The 15,131-nt window shown below is 69.5% G+C and carries 12 protein-coding genes; 8 read left to right on the top strand and 4 right to left on the bottom strand.

All coding sequences use genetic code 11. The features are described 5' to 3' along the window. Positions 1-152: 152 nt before the first annotated feature. A complete protein-coding gene (locus MKW14_RS26300; RefSeq protein WP_240866023.1) occupies positions 153-1,094 on the bottom strand; it encodes an endonuclease/exonuclease/phosphatase family protein in 942 nt (313 codons plus the stop codon). Between the two features lie 210 nt (positions 1,095-1,304). Between MKW14_RS26300 and MKW14_RS26295 the strand changes: the two genes are divergently transcribed. Then, on the top strand, positions 1,305-2,609 hold the full coding sequence (locus MKW14_RS26295) for a DUF6986 family protein (protein ID WP_240866021.1): 1,305 nt from the start codon (positions 1,305-1,307) through the stop codon (positions 2,607-2,609). Between the two features lie 95 nt (positions 2,610-2,704). Here the strand turns inward: MKW14_RS26295 and MKW14_RS26290 are convergent, their stop codons facing one another. Together MKW14_RS26290 and MKW14_RS26285 are read right to left on the bottom strand one after the other, a co-directional pair. After that, positions 2,705-3,478, bottom strand: coding sequence for a hypothetical protein (locus MKW14_RS26290; protein WP_240866019.1), 774 nt, complete (start codon positions 3,476-3,478; stop codon positions 2,705-2,707). Positions 3,479-3,485: 7 nt separating this feature from the next. After that, positions 3,486-4,535 carry a LacI family DNA-binding transcriptional regulator gene (locus MKW14_RS26285; RefSeq protein ID WP_240866017.1) on the bottom strand — a complete coding sequence of 350 codons (1,050 nt, stop codon included), beginning with the start codon at positions 4,533-4,535 and terminating at the stop codon, positions 3,486-3,488. A gap of 234 nt (positions 4,536-4,769) precedes the next feature. On the opposite strand from MKW14_RS26285, the gene MKW14_RS26280 reads away from it, so the two are divergent. Beyond that, entirely contained in the window at positions 4,770-5,717 is a 948-nt protein-coding gene (locus MKW14_RS26280) for an ROK family protein (RefSeq protein ID WP_240866015.1), read from the top strand. Between the two features lie 190 nt (positions 5,718-5,907). Here MKW14_RS26280 and MKW14_RS26275 read toward each other — a convergent pair whose 3' ends face one another. Beyond that, the gene (locus MKW14_RS26275) at positions 5,908-7,929 is read right to left on the bottom strand and encodes an NPCBM/NEW2 domain-containing protein (protein ID WP_240866013.1); all 2,022 of its coding nucleotides are present in this window, start codon (positions 7,927-7,929) and stop codon (positions 5,908-5,910) included. A gap of 267 nt (positions 7,930-8,196) precedes the next feature. Here MKW14_RS26275 and MKW14_RS26270 point away from each other — a divergent pair, with 267 nt between their 5' ends. From MKW14_RS26270 to MKW14_RS26245, 6 genes are all read left to right on the top strand, one after another. Then, entirely contained in the window at positions 8,197-9,465 is a 1,269-nt protein-coding gene (locus MKW14_RS26270) for an ABC transporter substrate-binding protein (protein ID WP_240866043.1), read from the top strand. A gap of 19 nt (positions 9,466-9,484) precedes the next feature. Continuing rightward, positions 9,485-10,396 carry a carbohydrate ABC transporter permease gene (locus tag MKW14_RS26265; protein WP_240866011.1) on the top strand — a complete coding sequence of 304 codons (912 nt, stop codon included), beginning with the start codon at positions 9,485-9,487 and terminating at the stop codon, positions 10,394-10,396. After that, positions 10,393-11,319 carry a carbohydrate ABC transporter permease gene (locus tag MKW14_RS26260; RefSeq protein ID WP_240866008.1) on the top strand — a complete coding sequence of 309 codons (927 nt, stop codon included), beginning with the start codon at positions 10,393-10,395 and terminating at the stop codon, positions 11,317-11,319. Before MKW14_RS26265 ends, MKW14_RS26260 begins: the two co-directional genes overlap by 4 nt. A 345-nt stretch (positions 11,320-11,664) precedes the next feature. After that, positions 11,665-11,868: a hypothetical protein gene (locus tag MKW14_RS26255; RefSeq protein WP_240866006.1), complete on the top strand. Its 204-nt coding sequence runs from the start codon at positions 11,665-11,667 to the stop codon at positions 11,866-11,868. A 138-nt stretch (positions 11,869-12,006) separates the two neighbouring features. After that, on the top strand, positions 12,007-13,047 hold the full coding sequence (locus tag MKW14_RS26250) for an NUDIX hydrolase (RefSeq protein ID WP_240866005.1): 1,041 nt from the start codon (positions 12,007-12,009) through the stop codon (positions 13,045-13,047). A gap of 210 nt (positions 13,048-13,257) precedes the next feature. Further along, positions 13,258-15,078, top strand: a complete 1,821-nt coding sequence (locus MKW14_RS26245) for an ABC transporter family substrate-binding protein (RefSeq protein WP_240866000.1) — start codon at positions 13,258-13,260, stop codon at positions 15,076-15,078. The last annotated feature ends 53 nt before the right edge of the window (positions 15,079-15,131 follow it).

Below are 15,131 nucleotides of genomic sequence, written 5' to 3'. Positions count from 1 at the left end.
ACCGATCTTCGACCTGGTCGACTACGGCGTGGTCGGCGACCTCTTCGACGTCGTCCCCCAGCTCACCGAGGAGATCAACACCCGCAAGGGCTGATCACCGGACGGCTGTACGAGGCCCCCGCGACCGCACGAACGGTCGCGGGGGCCTCGTCTCACGTCAGGCGCAGCGAGACCTGGACGGGGAAATGGTCGCTGGGGTACTGGCCGTTCAGGGAGGACGTGTCGATCGACGCCTGTTCGACCTTGACGCCGGGGGAGACGAAGATCCAGTCGATGCGCTCGCCGTTCGGCTGTGGCGGCCGGTACCTGGCATGGAACGTCCCGTAGAGCGGTCCGCGTCGGGCCGCCGCGTCCCAGGTGTCGACGAGTCCGGTGCCGACCATCGTGTCGTAGGCACGGTTGGCATGCGCGTAGGCGTTGAAGTCGCCCGTCACCACGACCGGCAGCGTGCCGCGGAGCCGGGCGATCCGCTGGACGATGAGCGAGGCGGCCCGCTCGCGCGCGTACTGGCTCGCGTTGTCGAGGTGGGTGTTGAGGACGAGGAACTCACGGCCGGAGTCGCTGCGATCGCGGAACCGCACCCAGGTGGCGGTACGGGGCGTGTCCCCGCCCCAGGTCTCCGAACCGAGCACGTCGGGGGTGTCCGACAGTGCGAACGTGCCGTGCTCGACGGGCGAGAGGCGGCGGGTGTCGTAGAAGAGGGCCGTGGACTCGTCGCCGCTGATCCGTTCGCGACCGGTGCCGATCCAGGCGTAGTGCGGCGCGAGATCCGAGTCGATGTCGCGCAGTTGCTGGTAGAGGCCCTCCTGGGTGCCGAAGAGATCGGGGGCCGCCGCGCGGAGCAGCCGGCGCATCGCGGGGCGGCGGTCGGCCCAGCTGTCGGGTTCCTCGGTGCTGGCGAACCGCAGGTTGAAGGTCATCACCCGCAGATCGGGGACCCCGTGCCCGGTCACCGGGGCGCGGCGGACCCGGGGCGCCTCCGCCGAGGCGGACGGGGCGGAGACCGCGGCGGCGCTGGACAAGGGGAGGGTGACCGCCGCTGCCAGTAAGGCCTTGAGGCCCAGTCGGCGGGGGATTCGGTGCGGGTTCGGCACGGGGGCTCCTTCGGTCGTGAGGCCAAACGAGTCGCCCGTCGGGGCGAGTTGTGTGTCGAGCAGTGTGATACCCGGGTGTGAGTGGGGCGTGAACATGCCGAGGTGGCGGCGTGGCCGGGTGTGGACATGGTGTTGACCGTCCCGAGGCGCACGGATACCTTCGTTCTACGGATTGTTGATTCCGTACAGCGGAAAACAGGAGGGTATGGGATGGGCCAGGGCCAGCAGGAGCAGGTGGCGACGAGCCTCGCGGGCGCTGTCAGCGAGGAGATCAGTGCCTCCCTCGCCCCGGTCGACGCCGAGTTGGAGCGCCGCTACCCCGGCGACCCCGGCACCCGCCAGCCCGTCCACACCGTGTACGTCCCCGGGGACGTCTTCGCCGCAGACACCATCCGCTCCTGGGGCGACCGGGCGCTGGCCGCCCTCGACGAACACGCCCCGGACGCCGCCTCCTTCGCCGCCGTCCTGGGCCTGTCCGACGAGCTCGCCGAGCCCGTCCACGCGCGTGTGCGCGCCAAGCTGGAGCGCGAGCCCGTCGAAGACCTGCGTGTGGACTTCGAGGACGGCTACGGTCTCCGCCCGGACGCCGAGGAGGACGAGGCGGCGGCCCGCGCGGCCCGGCTGATCGCCGAGGCGTACGAGAAGGGGACCGCCGCGCCCTGCATGGGCATCCGCATGAAGTGCATGGAGGCCGCGGTACGGGACCGGGGCATGCGGACCCTCGACGTCTTCCTCACCGGTCTGATGCGCGCGGGCGGGCTGCCCGAGGGGCTGGTGCTGACGCTGCCGAAGGTGACGTACGCCGAGCAGGTCACCGCGTTCGCACGGCTGCTGGAGGAGTTCGAGAAGGCCCACGGTCTGGAGGCCGGACGGATCGGCTTCGAGATCCAGATCGAGACCAGCCAGTCCATCCTGGCCACCGACGGCACCGCGACCGTCGCCCGGATGATCCAGGCCGCCGAGGGACGAGCCACCGGACTGCACTACGGCACCTTCGACTACAGCGCCTGTCTCGGCGTCTCCGCCGCCCACCAGGCGAGCGACCACCCGGCCGCCGACCACGCCAAGGCGGTCATGCAGGTCGCGGCGGCCGGCACGGGCGTCCGCGTCTCCGACGGCTCGACCAACGTGCTGCCCGTCGGCCCGACGGCGAAGGTCCACGACGCCTGGCGCCTGCACTACCGCCTGACCCGCCGCGCCCTCGCCCGCGCCTACTACCAGGGCTGGGACATGCATCCCGGCCACATCCCCACCCGGTACGCGGCCGTGTTCGCCTTCTACCGCGAGGGCTTCGAGCAGGCCGCCGCCCGGCTCGCCCGGTACGCGAACCGGGCCGGCGGCGACGTCATGGACGAGCCCGCCACCGCCAAGGCCCTCAGCGGCCATCTGCTGCGCGGCCTCGACTGCGGCGCCCTCGACATCGCCGAGGTGGCCCGGCTGACCGGTCTGACCAGGACCGACCTGGAGGCCTTCGCGGCGCCCCGGCGCGGGGACCTCACCGTCTCCGGCACGTAGCAGCCCCGTCACAGCCGTCACCGCCGCCTGGTGTCGTCACCCCAGCCCCGTAGTGTCTGCATCTGGGGTGTCTGCATCCGGGGCGGCGACAACGATCAGCCGGTCCCAGGGCTCCCGGTGTGCTGATCCCGCACGAACCGCTCCAGCCCCGACGCCGTGACCAGCTTCTCTTCCGCGAACACCCGGGTGCCCCGCTCGCACAGCCGCACATCGGCGCGGGCCCGGGCGCAGAACTCCTCGGGCGTCACACCGAACAGTTCCCTCAACCGGGCCGACCCGACGAGGAGTTCGGTCAGCAGCTCCCGCTGCCCGGGATGCGTCCGGGGCGCCGGGGTGCCGTTGTGCAGGACCCCGCGCCGGTTGACGTATACGTGCACGCCGGGCAGCCGCGTGCCGTCCTCCAGTTCGATCCGTACGTCCGGCGACGGCAGCCAGGCCCGCCGGTAGTTGCCGTACGGCAGCGGTACGCCCTCGCTCGCGTCGATCACCGCCAGCTGCTCGGCGTCGAACCATGTCACGAACAACTCCCGTACCGCGTCCGGCGCCTGGAACGGTGCCGCGGAGACGTACCCGCGGCGGCTGACGTGCGCGGAGACACCGACGTCGATCCCGGTGACGTACGCCTTCACCATCGGGACGGGCGAGGCGATCCCCGACTCGGCCATCTTGCCGCGCAGTTGGCCGGGGCAGCCGTTGGAGCCGACCGCCAGGACCGGCACGCGGTCCTCGTCGTGGACGAGCCGGTCCAGCGGCAGCAGATGGTCGCCGCAGAGCAGTCCGGACTCCGTGGGCCACGCGCCCGGGTAGAGCAGGGGATGCTCTCGCGGGGCCTTGGCCAGGCCCAGCGCCTCGAGGGTTCGATCCCGCACGGGTGACTCAGTCCCTCGGCGGCAGTTCGCCCGATCCGCGGGTGATCAGCCGGGTCGGCAGCTCTATGCGCTCCGGCGTGATCAGATCGCCGTCCAGCTGGCGGAAGAGCCGCTCCGCGGCGGTACGGCCGAGCGCCGCCGCGTCCTGCGCCACGACCGTGACGCCCGGCTGGAGCAGATCGGCGAGCTCGAAGTCGTCGAAGCCGACGACGGCGACCGGGCGCTTGTGTTCGGCGAGCACGCGCACCGCGGTGACGGTGACCCGGTTGTTGCCCGTGAAGATCGCCGTGACCGGATCCGGCCCGGACAGCATCTCCTCGGCCGCCCGCCGCACCCGCTGCGGATCCGTGACGCCCAGGGACATCCAGGCGTCCGCCACCTCGATGCCCGCGTCCTCCATCGCGGCCCGGTAGCCGCGCAGGCGCTCGGCGGCGGTGTGGATGCGGGGCATGTCACCGACGAACCCGATCCGGCGGTGGCCGTGGGCGATCAGATGGGCGACGCCGTCCCGGGCGCCCCCGTAGTTGTCCGACAGGACGACGTCCGCGTCGATCTTCCCGGCCGGACGGTCCACGAACACCGTGGCGACGCCCGCCTTGATCTCCGGTTCCAGATAGCGGTGGTCGTCCCCGGCCGGGATCACCACCAGGCCGTCCACCCGCCGTGCGCACAGCGCCAGCGCCAACTCCTGCTCACGGTCCGGGTCCTCCGCGCTGGAACCGTTGATCAGCAGGGCGCCGTGCGCGCGGGCCACCTCCTCGACCGCGCGGCTGAGGGGGCCGTAGAACGGGTCGGCGAGATCCTCCAGGACCAGTCCGATGCTGGCGGTACGGCCCTTGCGCAGCACGCGCGCGCTGTCGTTGCGGCGGAAGCCCAGCGCGTCGATGGCCTCCTGCACCCGGCGCTCCGTCTCGGGGGTGACGCCGGGCTCGCCGTTGACCACGCGGGAGACGGTCTTCAGCCCGACTCCGGCGCGCGCGGCAACGTCCTTCATGGTCGGACGGTTGCCGTAACGGCTCCCGGCAAGGCGGTCTGTACGGCGGGCGGTCTCGGGCACGATGCGCTGTCCTGTCCTGTCTCGTCCATGGGGATGCGTCGGACCATGAGTTTGTATGAGGATGTGGCGTCGAGCATAGAGCCTGGACAACGTTGTCATATGCGAGAGACACTGTCCACCGCAATCTCCGGCCTGCGTCCCCACCGCCAGACCGGCCCGCACTTCTCCGTCGTCGAGGGGAACTCCCCCCGCGCCGACGGGGATCCGATTGGTTGACCGGGAGATCCGACACAGATGCAGACCGACCTCGTGGCCGCGCTGGACATCGGCGGCACCAAGATCGCCGGGGCGCTGGTGGACGGCCACGGCCAGATCGTGGTGCGCGCCCAGCGCGCGACGCCCGCGCAGCAGGACGGCGAGACCGTGATGGGCGCCGTGGCGGACGTCCTCGGCGAACTCACCGCCTCGCCCCTGTGGGGGCACGCCACGGCCCTCGGCATCGGCAGCGCCGGACCGGTGGACGCCTCCGCGGGCACCGTCAGCCCGGTCAACGTCCCGGGCTGGCGCGACTTTCCGCTGGTCCAGCGCGTGCGGGAGGTGGCCGGCGGTCTGCCGGTCGAGCTGATCGGCGACGGTGTGGCCATCACGGCGGCCGAGCACTGGCAGGGCGCCGCCCGCGGCCACGACAACGCGCTGTGCATGGTGGTCTCCACCGGCGTCGGGGGCGGGCTCGTCCTGAACGGTCAACTCCACCCCGGTCCCACGGGCAACGCCGGCCACATCGGTCACATCAGCGTGGATCTGGACGGGGATCCGTGCCCGTGCGGTGCGCGCGGCTGCGTGGAACGCATCGCCAGCGGACCGAACATCGCCCGCCGCGCGATCGAGAGCGGCTGGGTGCCCGGCCCGGACGGTGACACGTCGGCCGCCGCCGTGGCCGCCGCCGCCCGGGCCGGCGACCCGGTCGCCGTGGCCTCCTTCGAGCGGGCGGCGCAGGCGCTCGCCGCCGGGATCGCGGCCACCGCGACCCTGGTCGAGATAGACATCGCGGTGATCGGCGGGGGCGTGGGCAAGGCGGGCGAAGTGCTGTTCACCCCGCTGCGCAAGGCGCTCGGCACCTACGCGACGCTCTCCTTCGTGCAGCGGCTGGAGATCACACCGGCCCAGATGGGCACGGACGCCGGACTGGTGGGAGCGGCCGCGGCCGCGCTCGCCAAGCGGGCGGACGCGGCCGCGGTCTGAGCGCCCTTTGCGCGCTCTCGGAGCCTTGGAGGGCCTCGAAGGGCCTCGGAAGGGCCTCGGGAGGGCAGGAACGTTCACGCAGGCCGCTGAGGCTCCCCAAGCGGGCTCAGCGGCCTGCCTGAACGTCTTGTGGGCCCCTGCGCACGGCAACCGCGGCTCACCTGTGCCTCCGTCAGGGCCTCTCGGGGCCTCAGCAGGTCAGTCGGGCGTCCGCCCAGTCCGCGTGGTCCGAGTCGTTGCCGTCGCCGCCGTCGGTGACGACCAGACGGACCACCTGGGCGCCGGTCACGTCCGCGGTGAGCGGCTGGGCCGGCATCGCGTTGGTCAGGACGCCGGTCGAGGTGACCTTGGTGCCGTCGGCCCAGACCTCGAAGGCGACGGTGCCCTTGGCGCCCTTCTCGTCGTCCACGCCGACGTCCGCGGTGAGCGTGGCGCACGCCTTGCCGGTGTAGAACTCGACGGCGCTGTCCGCGTGGACACCGAGCCCCTTGGCGTACACCACGCCGCCGAGGGTGATCGGATGCCCGTCGCCCGCCTTGCTCTCGCCGTTGCTGGTGTTGCGCTCGACCGGCCCGTAGCCGTTGGCGGCCGACAGCCAGGGCAGATCGCCGAGCGATGAGGCGCCCGCGGGCGGGGGGACGACGACGGACACCGTCAGCGGGATGGCGCTGTCGACCCGGGCGCCGGTCGGCGAGCGGTAACTCGCCTCGAGGGTCAGCGCGTACGACCCCGTCGGCGTCCCCGGTGGCGCGGTGACCGACCACCCGGTGCGCAGGGAGCGGCCGGTCGGCAGGGCGAGGGCCCGGGTGGGGGTGTTGGCTCGGACGGTCCAGCCGTCGGGTCCCGTCAGGCCGGCCGACACGAGCAGTGCGGGCGTGCGGCCCAGGTCCGTCACGACGGTGGTCAGCGCGGCCGGTCTGCCCGCCTCGATCAACGGGCCGCCGTCCAGGCCGGTTTCGACGGCGGGCGGGTGCAGCGCCCAGGCGCGGTCGGGGAAGACCCGTACCAGGACCGTGCCGTGTGCCGGGACGGTGGCCGCGATGGTGCCCGCGGTGTTGTAGCTGCGGTGCTGCCACAGGTCGCGCAGGGTGTAGGCGGGGGCCCCGGGCAGGCCGACGGCCGCGGCCGTGGTGGCGATGTGCTGGGCGGCGTCGGACTCGTTGAAGAGGGCCACCGTGCTGCTGCCGTCCTTCATCTCCTTGGCGACGACCCAGCGTCCGCCCTCGGAGGAGACGACCGTGCCCTGCTTGCCCAGCGGATCCTGGTCGACCGCGACGACCTCCTTGTTGTCGAGGATGTCGAAGGTCGCCGGTGTCGCCCTGCGCAGGTCGGAACCGATGAGCAGCGGCGCGGCCATGATCGACCACATCGAGAAGTGCGAGCGGTACTCGGTGTCGGTCATGCCGCCGTTGCCGACCTCCAGCATGTCCGGGTCGTTCCAGTGCCCGGGGCCGGCGTATTGCGCGAGCGGCAGGTTCTTCTTCAGAATCCCCAGCATCGAGCCCCAGTTGTCGCTGATGTCACCGGTGGTGCGCCACAAATGGCCCACGTCGGCGGCCCATTCCCAGGGTTTGTTCTGGCCCCATTCGCACATGCTGTAGACGATGGGCCGGCCGGTCGCCTTGAGGGCGTCCCGCATGGTCGTGTAGCGCACCTTGGCGTCCACACCCTGGTTGTTGCAGTTGTCGTACTTGAGGTAGTCGACGCCCCAGTCCGCGAACTGCTGGGCGTCGCTGTACTCGTGACCGAGCGCACCCGGGAAACCTGCGCTGTTGCAGGTCTTGGTGCCCGCGCTGGTGTAGATCCCGAGCTTGAGTCCCTTGGAGTGGACGTAGTCCGCGACCGCCTTGATCCCGTTGGGGAAACGGACCGGATCCGGGACGAGTCTGCCGTCCGCGTCCCGGTTCGGCAGCGCCCAGCAGTCGTCGAGGTTGACGTACTGATAGCCGGCGTCCTTGAGGCCCTTCTCGACGAAGATGTCCGCGATTCCCTTGACCATGGACTCGTTGAAATCGGCACGGCAATGGGTGGAGTTCCAGTTGTTGAAGCCCATCGGCGGCGTGCGGGCCAGGCCGTCCGCCAGGGCGGGTGCCGCGGCTCCGGCAGGGGGTGCCGCGAGGGCCGGCGCGGCGAGTCCGGCCGCGCACAGGAGACCTGCGGCGAGCGCTCCGACCACTCTTCGGCGGGTTGTGCGGGGGTGAAGGTGACGCATCGTTACGTTTCCTCCGAACGCGCAAAGGTGGGATGACATCATGTCCTCGTCATCGGTGCGTGTTTACGGTAAGTCGTGTCGGACGGTGCTGGAAGACATGAGGTAACGGTTGTTCGGTATCCCGTCAGACCCCTTGACGCCAAGGCCAGACGGAGGTGAGATCCAAGCCGTGCGTTCGGTTGTGTGGGGTGGCGATCCGAGGAGGGGGACATGGCGCAGTCATCGTTCAACCCGTTGGCCCAGTCCAATGACCAGGCAGGTCATCGGATGTCCCGGCGAAATCTCTTACGCGGTGCGGCCCTCGGTGCCGGCGCGGTGACACTGCCCGCCCTGCTGTCGGCGTGCGGGAGTGGACCCGGCGGCGACAAGAAGGAGGTCTCCGTCGGCTCCAACGCCTCGGACGCCGTACCGAAGGAGGCGTACGCCGCCGCCTTCCAGGCGTACGAGAAGAAGTCCGGCAAGAAGGTGAAGGTCAACACCAAGGACCACAACGACTTCCAGGAGAACATCAACCGCTATCTGCAGGGCACCCCCGACGACGTCTTCATGTGGTTCGCCGGATACCGCATGCAGTACTTCGCGGAGAAAGGCCTGCTGACCGAGATCAGCGATGTGTGGAAGACGTTCTCGGGATTCTCGGACGCGTTGAAGGCCCAGTCCACGCACGACGGCAAGCAGTACTTCGTGCCGTACTACTACTATCCGTGGGCGGTGTTCCACCGGAAGAGCCTCTTCCAGCAGAAGGGCTATCAACAGCCCACCAAGTGGGACGACTTCATCGCCCTGGCCAAACAGATGCAGAAGGACGGCAATCCGGTCGCTTTCTGCGACAAGGACGGCTGGCCCGCGATGGGCACCTTCGACTACATCAATCTGCGGCTGAACGGCTACGACTTCCACAAGTCCCTGATGGCGGGCGAGGAATCGTGGACCGACACCAAGGTGAAGAACGTCTTCGACACCTGGCGCGAACTCATGCCGTACTACCAGAAGGGCGCCCTCGGCCGGACCTGGGAGGAGGCCGGGCAGAGCCTGCAGCAGCGCAAGACCGGCATGGCCGTCTTCGGCATGCCGCACCCCGGCACCCAGTTCCCGGAGAACGAGCGGGACGACATCGACTTCTTCGCCTTCCCCGAGATCGACGCGCAGTGGGGCCAGGACGCCGTGGAGGCCCCGATCGACGGGTTCCTCGTCGCGAAGAAGGCCAAGAACCTCACCGGAGCGAAGGGCCTGCTCAAGTGGCTGGGCAAGCCGGAGGCCGAGGACACCTACCTCACCCACGACCCCAACAACGTGGCCGTCAACTCGGGCGCCGACACCTCCCACTACAGCGCCCTGCAGAAGAAGTCCGCACAGCTCGTCTCGCAGGCGAAGCAGATCTCGCAGTTCCTGGACCGCGACACCCGCCCCGACTTCGCGTCGACCGTGATGATCCAGTCGATCCAGGACTTCATCGGCAACCCGAAGGACGTCGACGGGCTGTGCAAGAGCATCGAGCGGCAGAAGAAGACCATCTTCTCGCAGCCCGTCGGCTGATCACTGGGGGACACGTTCCGTGGCGCTCACCTTCCCGCGACGCGCCGGACGACGGCGGCGGCGGTTCACCCGCCGCGACGCCGTCGTCCTCGGCGTGCTGCTCGGCATCCCGATCCTGCTCGACCTCGCCATCGTCTGGGGCCCGACCCTCGCCTCGATCGGCCTGTCCTTCACCGCCTGGGACGGCATCGGCGACATCCACTGGGTCGGCCTGGACAACTACCGGAACCTCGCCGACAACTACCCGCCCTTCTGGCCGGCCGTCTGCCACAACGTCATGTGGCTGCTCTTCCTCGGCCTGATCGCCACCCCTTTCGGCCTCTTCCTGGCCGTGCTCATCGACCGGGGAGTGCGCTTCAGCCGCTTCTACCAGTCCGTCATCTACCTGCCGGTCGTGCTCTCGCTCGCGATCGTCGGCTTCATCGCCCAGCTGATCCTCGGCACCGACCAGGGCGTGATCAACACCGTCCTCGACAACCACGACGACCCGATCGACTGGCTGGGCGACTCGCACCTCAACCTCTGGATGATCATGATCGCGGCCGGCTGGCGGCACGTCGGCTATGTGATGATCCTCTACCTGGCCGGACTCAAGTCCGTCGACCCCGCGCTCAAGGAAGCGGCCGCCATCGACGGCGCCAACGAACGCCAGACCTTCTTCCGCGTGGTCTTCCCGACCCTGCGGCCGGTCAACGTCATCGTCGGTGTCATCACCGTGATCGAGGCGCTGCGGGCCTTCGACATCGTCTACGCCGTCAACAAGGGCCGCAACGGCCTGGAACTGCTCTCCGTCCTGATCACCGACAACATCATCGGCGAGGCCAGCCGCATCGGTTTCGGGTCCGCGATCGCCGTCGTCCTGCTCGTCGTGTCGTTGGGATTCATCGTGACGTTCCTGGTCCAGGAGCTGCGAGGTGCGCGCGAGCGATGACCGCGGACATCCGCACCACCGCACCCCTGCGCCGCCCGGCCCCCGACGCCGTCCGGGCCGCGAAGTCGCGCCGTCGACGCGGGCATTGGGGCGTGCACATCTTCCTGACGGCGGTCTCCCTCGCGTTCCTCGCGCCCCTGCTGCTCGCCGTCTACGCGAGTCTGCGCCCGTACGAGGACACGGCGCAGCACGGCTACCTCTCCTGGCCGAAGCACCTGTCCTTCGACTACTACCGCCGGGCCTACACCGAGTCCGGCATGGGCAAGTACTTCACCAACACGCTCATGATCGCCGTACCGGCCGTCGTCGTGACGCTGTTCCTGGCCGCGTTCGTCGCCTTCGCCGTCTCCCGACTGAGGCTCCGCGGCGGGATCGTGCTGCTGATGTTCTTCACAGCGGGCAACCTGCTGCCGCAGCAGGTGATCGTGACGCCCCTGTACGTGCTGTTCAACAAGATCCCGCTGCCCTGGTGGATGTCCGACTCGCTGACGGTGTACGACTCCTACTGGGCCGTGATCATCGTCAACATCGGCTTCCAGATGGGTTTCTGCGTCTTCGTCCTCGCCAATTTCATGCGCACGCTGCCCCAGGAGATCCTGGAGGCGGCGATCGTCGACGGCGCGGGTGTGTGGACCCAGTTCTGGCGTATCACCCTGCCCCTGTGCCGCCCGGCCCTGGCGGCTCTGGCGACGCTGGAGTTCACCTGGGTCTACAACGACTTCCTCTGGGCCCTGATCTTCATCTCCGACCCGGACAAGCTGCCGATCACGTCGTCCCTGAACAACCTGCGCGGCCAGTTCTTCACCGACTACAACCTGCTGGCCGCGGGCTCGGTCCTGGTCGCCCTCCCGACCATCCTGGTGTTCCTCCTGCTCCAGCGGCACTTCATCGCGGGCCTGACCCTGGGCTCGACCAAGGGCTGAGCGCGGCGGGCCGCGGCCTCCGTCCGCGAACATCCGCGCGAGATCACGCAGACGGTCCGCGGCCCGCCGTACCTGCTCCCGGGGGACGGTCGTCGCGAGCGAGCCCGCGAGAGGTTCGAGCCGCTCGGCCGGCCGCAGGCGCACGCCCGTCGCCTGCTCACGGCGGGTCGGACACGCGACGCTCTCCGGCCGCCTGGAGATGATGGCGTACGGCACCCGCAGCCCGCCCTCGCGTCGGCATGGATGTGCCCGTCCGTACCGTCCACGCGTCCTCTCCGCCGCGTCTCCTCATCGGACATCCCCGGGATGCGTGACCCCGGTCCGTCTCCGGCAGTTGATCCGGTCATGAAGAAGCGCAGCATGATGGCCATCGCCTCCCTCGCCACCGGGTTCGTCGTCGCGGCGATCAGCCCCTCGCACGGCGGCGACCACCAGGTCCTCGGCGACCACCAGACCCTGGGCGACCTTAGCTCCGAGGGTGTCGTCGACACGGTCACCCACACCGTCGGCGACGACAGCCTCGCCGGCGCCGACCAGGCCCTCGACTGACACCGACGGCGGACCGTGGCGCCGGTGCCCCCGGACAGGGGCGCTGGCGTCCCCTCATGTGCACCCTCAACTGGGGCTGGTTTCCGTGGCAGGGTGAAGCGGGCAAGCCTCAGGGGGCCAACACAAGAGGGGGAGTCCGTGATCGTCTGGATCAACGGCGCGTTCGGTGCGGGAAAGACCACCACCGCACGGGAACTGATCGAGCTGATCCCGAACAGCACGCTCTTCGACCCCGAGGTCATCGGCGGGGGACTGACGCACCTGCTGCCGGCCAAGCACCTCGCCGAGGTCGGCGACTACCAGGACCTGCCGATCTGGCGGCGCATGGTGATCGACACGGCGGCCGCCCTGCTCGCCGAGCTCGGCGGGACCCTCGTGGTCCCCATGACCCTCCTGCGCCAGGAGTACCGCGACGAGATCTTCGGCGGCCTCGCCGCCCGCAGGATCGGCGTCCGGCATGTCCTCCTCGCCCCGGCCGAAACGATCCTGCGGGAGCGCATAGCCACCCGGGAGGTCCCGCCGGACCTCCCCGACGGCGAGATGCGCGTACGCCAGTGGGCGTACGACCACATCGAGCCGTACCGCGGCGCCCTCGACTCCTGGCTCACGGCGGACGCCTATCCCGTCGACAACGGCACGCTGACGCCGTACGAGACGGCGGTGCGGATCGCGGAGGCGGTCAGGTCGGGGGAGGCAGTGGAATGTGACATAGTACAGACCCCCGAACCCACCGCCGAGACCCTCGCGGCCGGCGTCCTCCTCTTCGACGAGCAGGACCGTTTCCTCCTCGTCGACCCCACCTACAAGCCCGGCTGGGAGTTCCCCGGCGGGGTCGTCGAACCCGGTGAGGCGCCCGCCCGCGCGGGGATGCGCGAGGTCGCCGAGGAGACCGGGATCCAACTCGTCGACGTACCGCGGCTGTTGGTCGTGGACTGGGAGGCGCCCGTGCCTCCGGGATTCGGCGGGCTGCGGCTGCTGTTCGACGGCGGCCGCCTCGACTCCGCGGAGGCGGGCCGGATGCTGCTGCCGGGGCCGGAGTTGCGTGAGTGGCGGTTCGTCAGCGAGGGCGAGGCCGCCGACCTGTTGCCGCCGGTGCGCTACGAGCGGCTGCGCTGGGCGCTGCGGGCGCGGGAACGCGGGGCGGCGCTGTATCTGGAGGCGGGCGTACCGGTCGGCTGAAATTCGTCGCCCAAGTCAACCGTCAGGGCTTTTTGCCCGGCATAGGCTGTTCCGAGGGTAAAGCCAGGGTGAATCGTCACCGTCCTGGTATGAACAGGAATCTGAAAAAGTACACTTCCGAGTTCTAGCGTCAGTGCGCAGCTCAGACCTCTCGCGGCCGCTCGGCCGTCTTGACAAGGCCGCGGAACGTCCGTCGGCCGGAGGAGGGACATGCGCGCACAGTCATCGGCCCTCACCAGGGGACTCGCCATCGGCGCAGGGCTCCTGCTGACCCTCGCCGCCTGCAGCAGCGGCGGCGGCGGGGGAGGCGGTTCCACCCAGGGCGGCTCAGCCGGACTCTCGTCCTGCAACACCCAGGGCAAGGCGAACAGCTGCAACTCCGGCACCACCAAGCCCGGCGGAACCTTCACCTATGTGCTGGAGAAGAACATCCAGCAGTGGAACATCCAGGACACCAACGGCAACACCTTCGAGAACGGCGAGGCACTGGAGGTCGTTCTGCCCCAGGTGTTCGTCCCACTGCCCGACTTCTCCGTCGCCCTCAACAAGGACCTGGTCACCTCGGCGACCCAGACCAGCTCCAGCCCGCAGACACTGGTCTACAAGATCAACCCCAAGGCGGCCTGGAACGACGGCACTCCCATCACCGCCGACGACTTCGTCTACTACTGGCGCACCAACGACGGCAAGGACTGCCCGCCGCCGCCCGCCAGCGACAGCACCCAGACCAAGGGCTGTCTGCCGCAGAGCACCGCCGGATACGACCGCATCAAGTCCGTCACCGGCTCCGACGGCGGCAGGACCGTCACCGTGGTGATGGCCAAGCCCTTCTCCGACTGGAAGCAGCTCTTCGGCGCCGGCTATCCGCTGTACCCGGCGCACATCGCGGAGAAGATCTCCGGAGCCAAGACCGGCGACGCGGCCCATATGACGGCCGCTCAGATGACCCAGGGCTGGCAGTACTTCCAGAAGAACCCGCCCACCAAGTACCCGACGGCGGGCCCGTACAAGATGACGCAGTGGGTGGACAACGACCACGCCACCTACGAGCCCGACCCCAAGTGGTGGGGAGCCACCAAGCCGTCCCTGCAGCGGCTGATCTTCAAGGTGATCTCGGACGCCACCCAGGAGCCGATCGCCCTGCGCAACAACGAGGTGCAGGGCATCTACCCGCAGCCCGAGGTGGACCTGGTCAACCAGGTCAAGTCCATCCCGAACGTCACGTACAACATCGGCAACGGGCTGCAGTGGGAGCACTTCGACCTCAACCTGCACAACCCGGTGATCGGCAAGTACACGGCGCTGCGCCAGGCGATGTTCACGGCGATCAGCATCAAGGACATCATGGCCAAGACCGTGGCCCAGTTCGATCCCTCGGTGAAGCAGCTCGGCAACCACAACTTCGTCCCCGGGCAGGCCGGTTACCAGGACCTGGTGTCCGCCACGGGCCAGGGATCCGGTGATCTCACCAAGGCGAAGAAGTACCTCACCGACGCGAAGTTCACCGGAGTGGGCAGCGCCCTGAAGACACCGGACGGCAAGGCCGTCGGACCCTTCAACTGCCGCTACACCACCGGCAACCAGATCCGGCAGAGCGAGTGCCAGATCCTGCAGAGCGACCTCGCCAACCTCGGCATCAAGGTCACCATCAAGCCGATCGGCGCCGCCGACCTCGGCACGGTACTGGCCGGGCACCAGTACGACATCATCGTCTTCGCCTGGGTCGCCTCGCCGTTCCCCACCGCCAACGCCCAGCAGAACTGGGTCACCGGAGGCGGCGGCAACTACGGCGGCTACAGCGACAAGACGGTCGACAAGCTGATCGCCCAGGCCGTCGGCACCACCGACCAGACCCAGGCGGCCGCGCTGCTCAACAAGGCGGACAAGATCATGGTGAACGCCGCCTACGTCCTGCCGCTGTACCAGAAGCCGACGTTCCTCGCGGTCCAGACGCGGTTCGTGAACATGCGGAACAACTCCACGAACGTGGGACCGCCGTACAACACCGCCGAGTGGGGCCTCAAGAAGTAGCCCCCGCACCCCTCCCGCCCGGTCCCCGGTCACCCCGGGGCCGGGCCCGGCCG

Source organism: Streptomyces gilvus, from assembly GCF_022513565.1.
Lineage (GTDB): Bacteria > Actinomycetota > Actinomycetes > Streptomycetales > Streptomycetaceae > Streptomyces > Streptomyces gilvus.
This window is presented reverse-complemented; position numbering and strand designations above follow the sequence as displayed.

What these genes read in the sequence shown, in the direction of transcription:
- MKW14_RS26295 (WP_240866021.1), top strand. Translation starts at nt 1,305, where the DNA reads ATGGGCCAGGGCCAGCAGGAGCAGGTGGCGACGAGCCTCGCGGGCGCT.
- MKW14_RS26280 (WP_240866015.1), top strand. Translation starts at nt 4,770, where the DNA reads ATGCAGACCGACCTCGTGGCCGCGCTGGACATCGGCGGCACCAAGATC.
- MKW14_RS26275 (WP_240866013.1), bottom strand. Translation starts at nt 7,929, where the DNA reads ATGCGTCACCTTCACCCCCGCACAACCCGCCGAAGAGTGGTCGGAGCG.
- MKW14_RS26270 (WP_240866043.1), top strand. Translation starts at nt 8,197, where the DNA reads ATGTCCCGGCGAAATCTCTTACGCGGTGCGGCCCTCGGTGCCGGCGCG.
- MKW14_RS26260 (WP_240866008.1), top strand. Translation starts at nt 10,393, where the DNA reads ATGACCGCGGACATCCGCACCACCGCACCCCTGCGCCGCCCGGCCCCC.
- MKW14_RS26255 (WP_240866006.1), top strand. Translation starts at nt 11,665, where the DNA reads ATGAAGAAGCGCAGCATGATGGCCATCGCCTCCCTCGCCACCGGGTTC.
- MKW14_RS26245 (WP_240866000.1), top strand. Translation starts at nt 13,258, where the DNA reads ATGCGCGCACAGTCATCGGCCCTCACCAGGGGACTCGCCATCGGCGCA.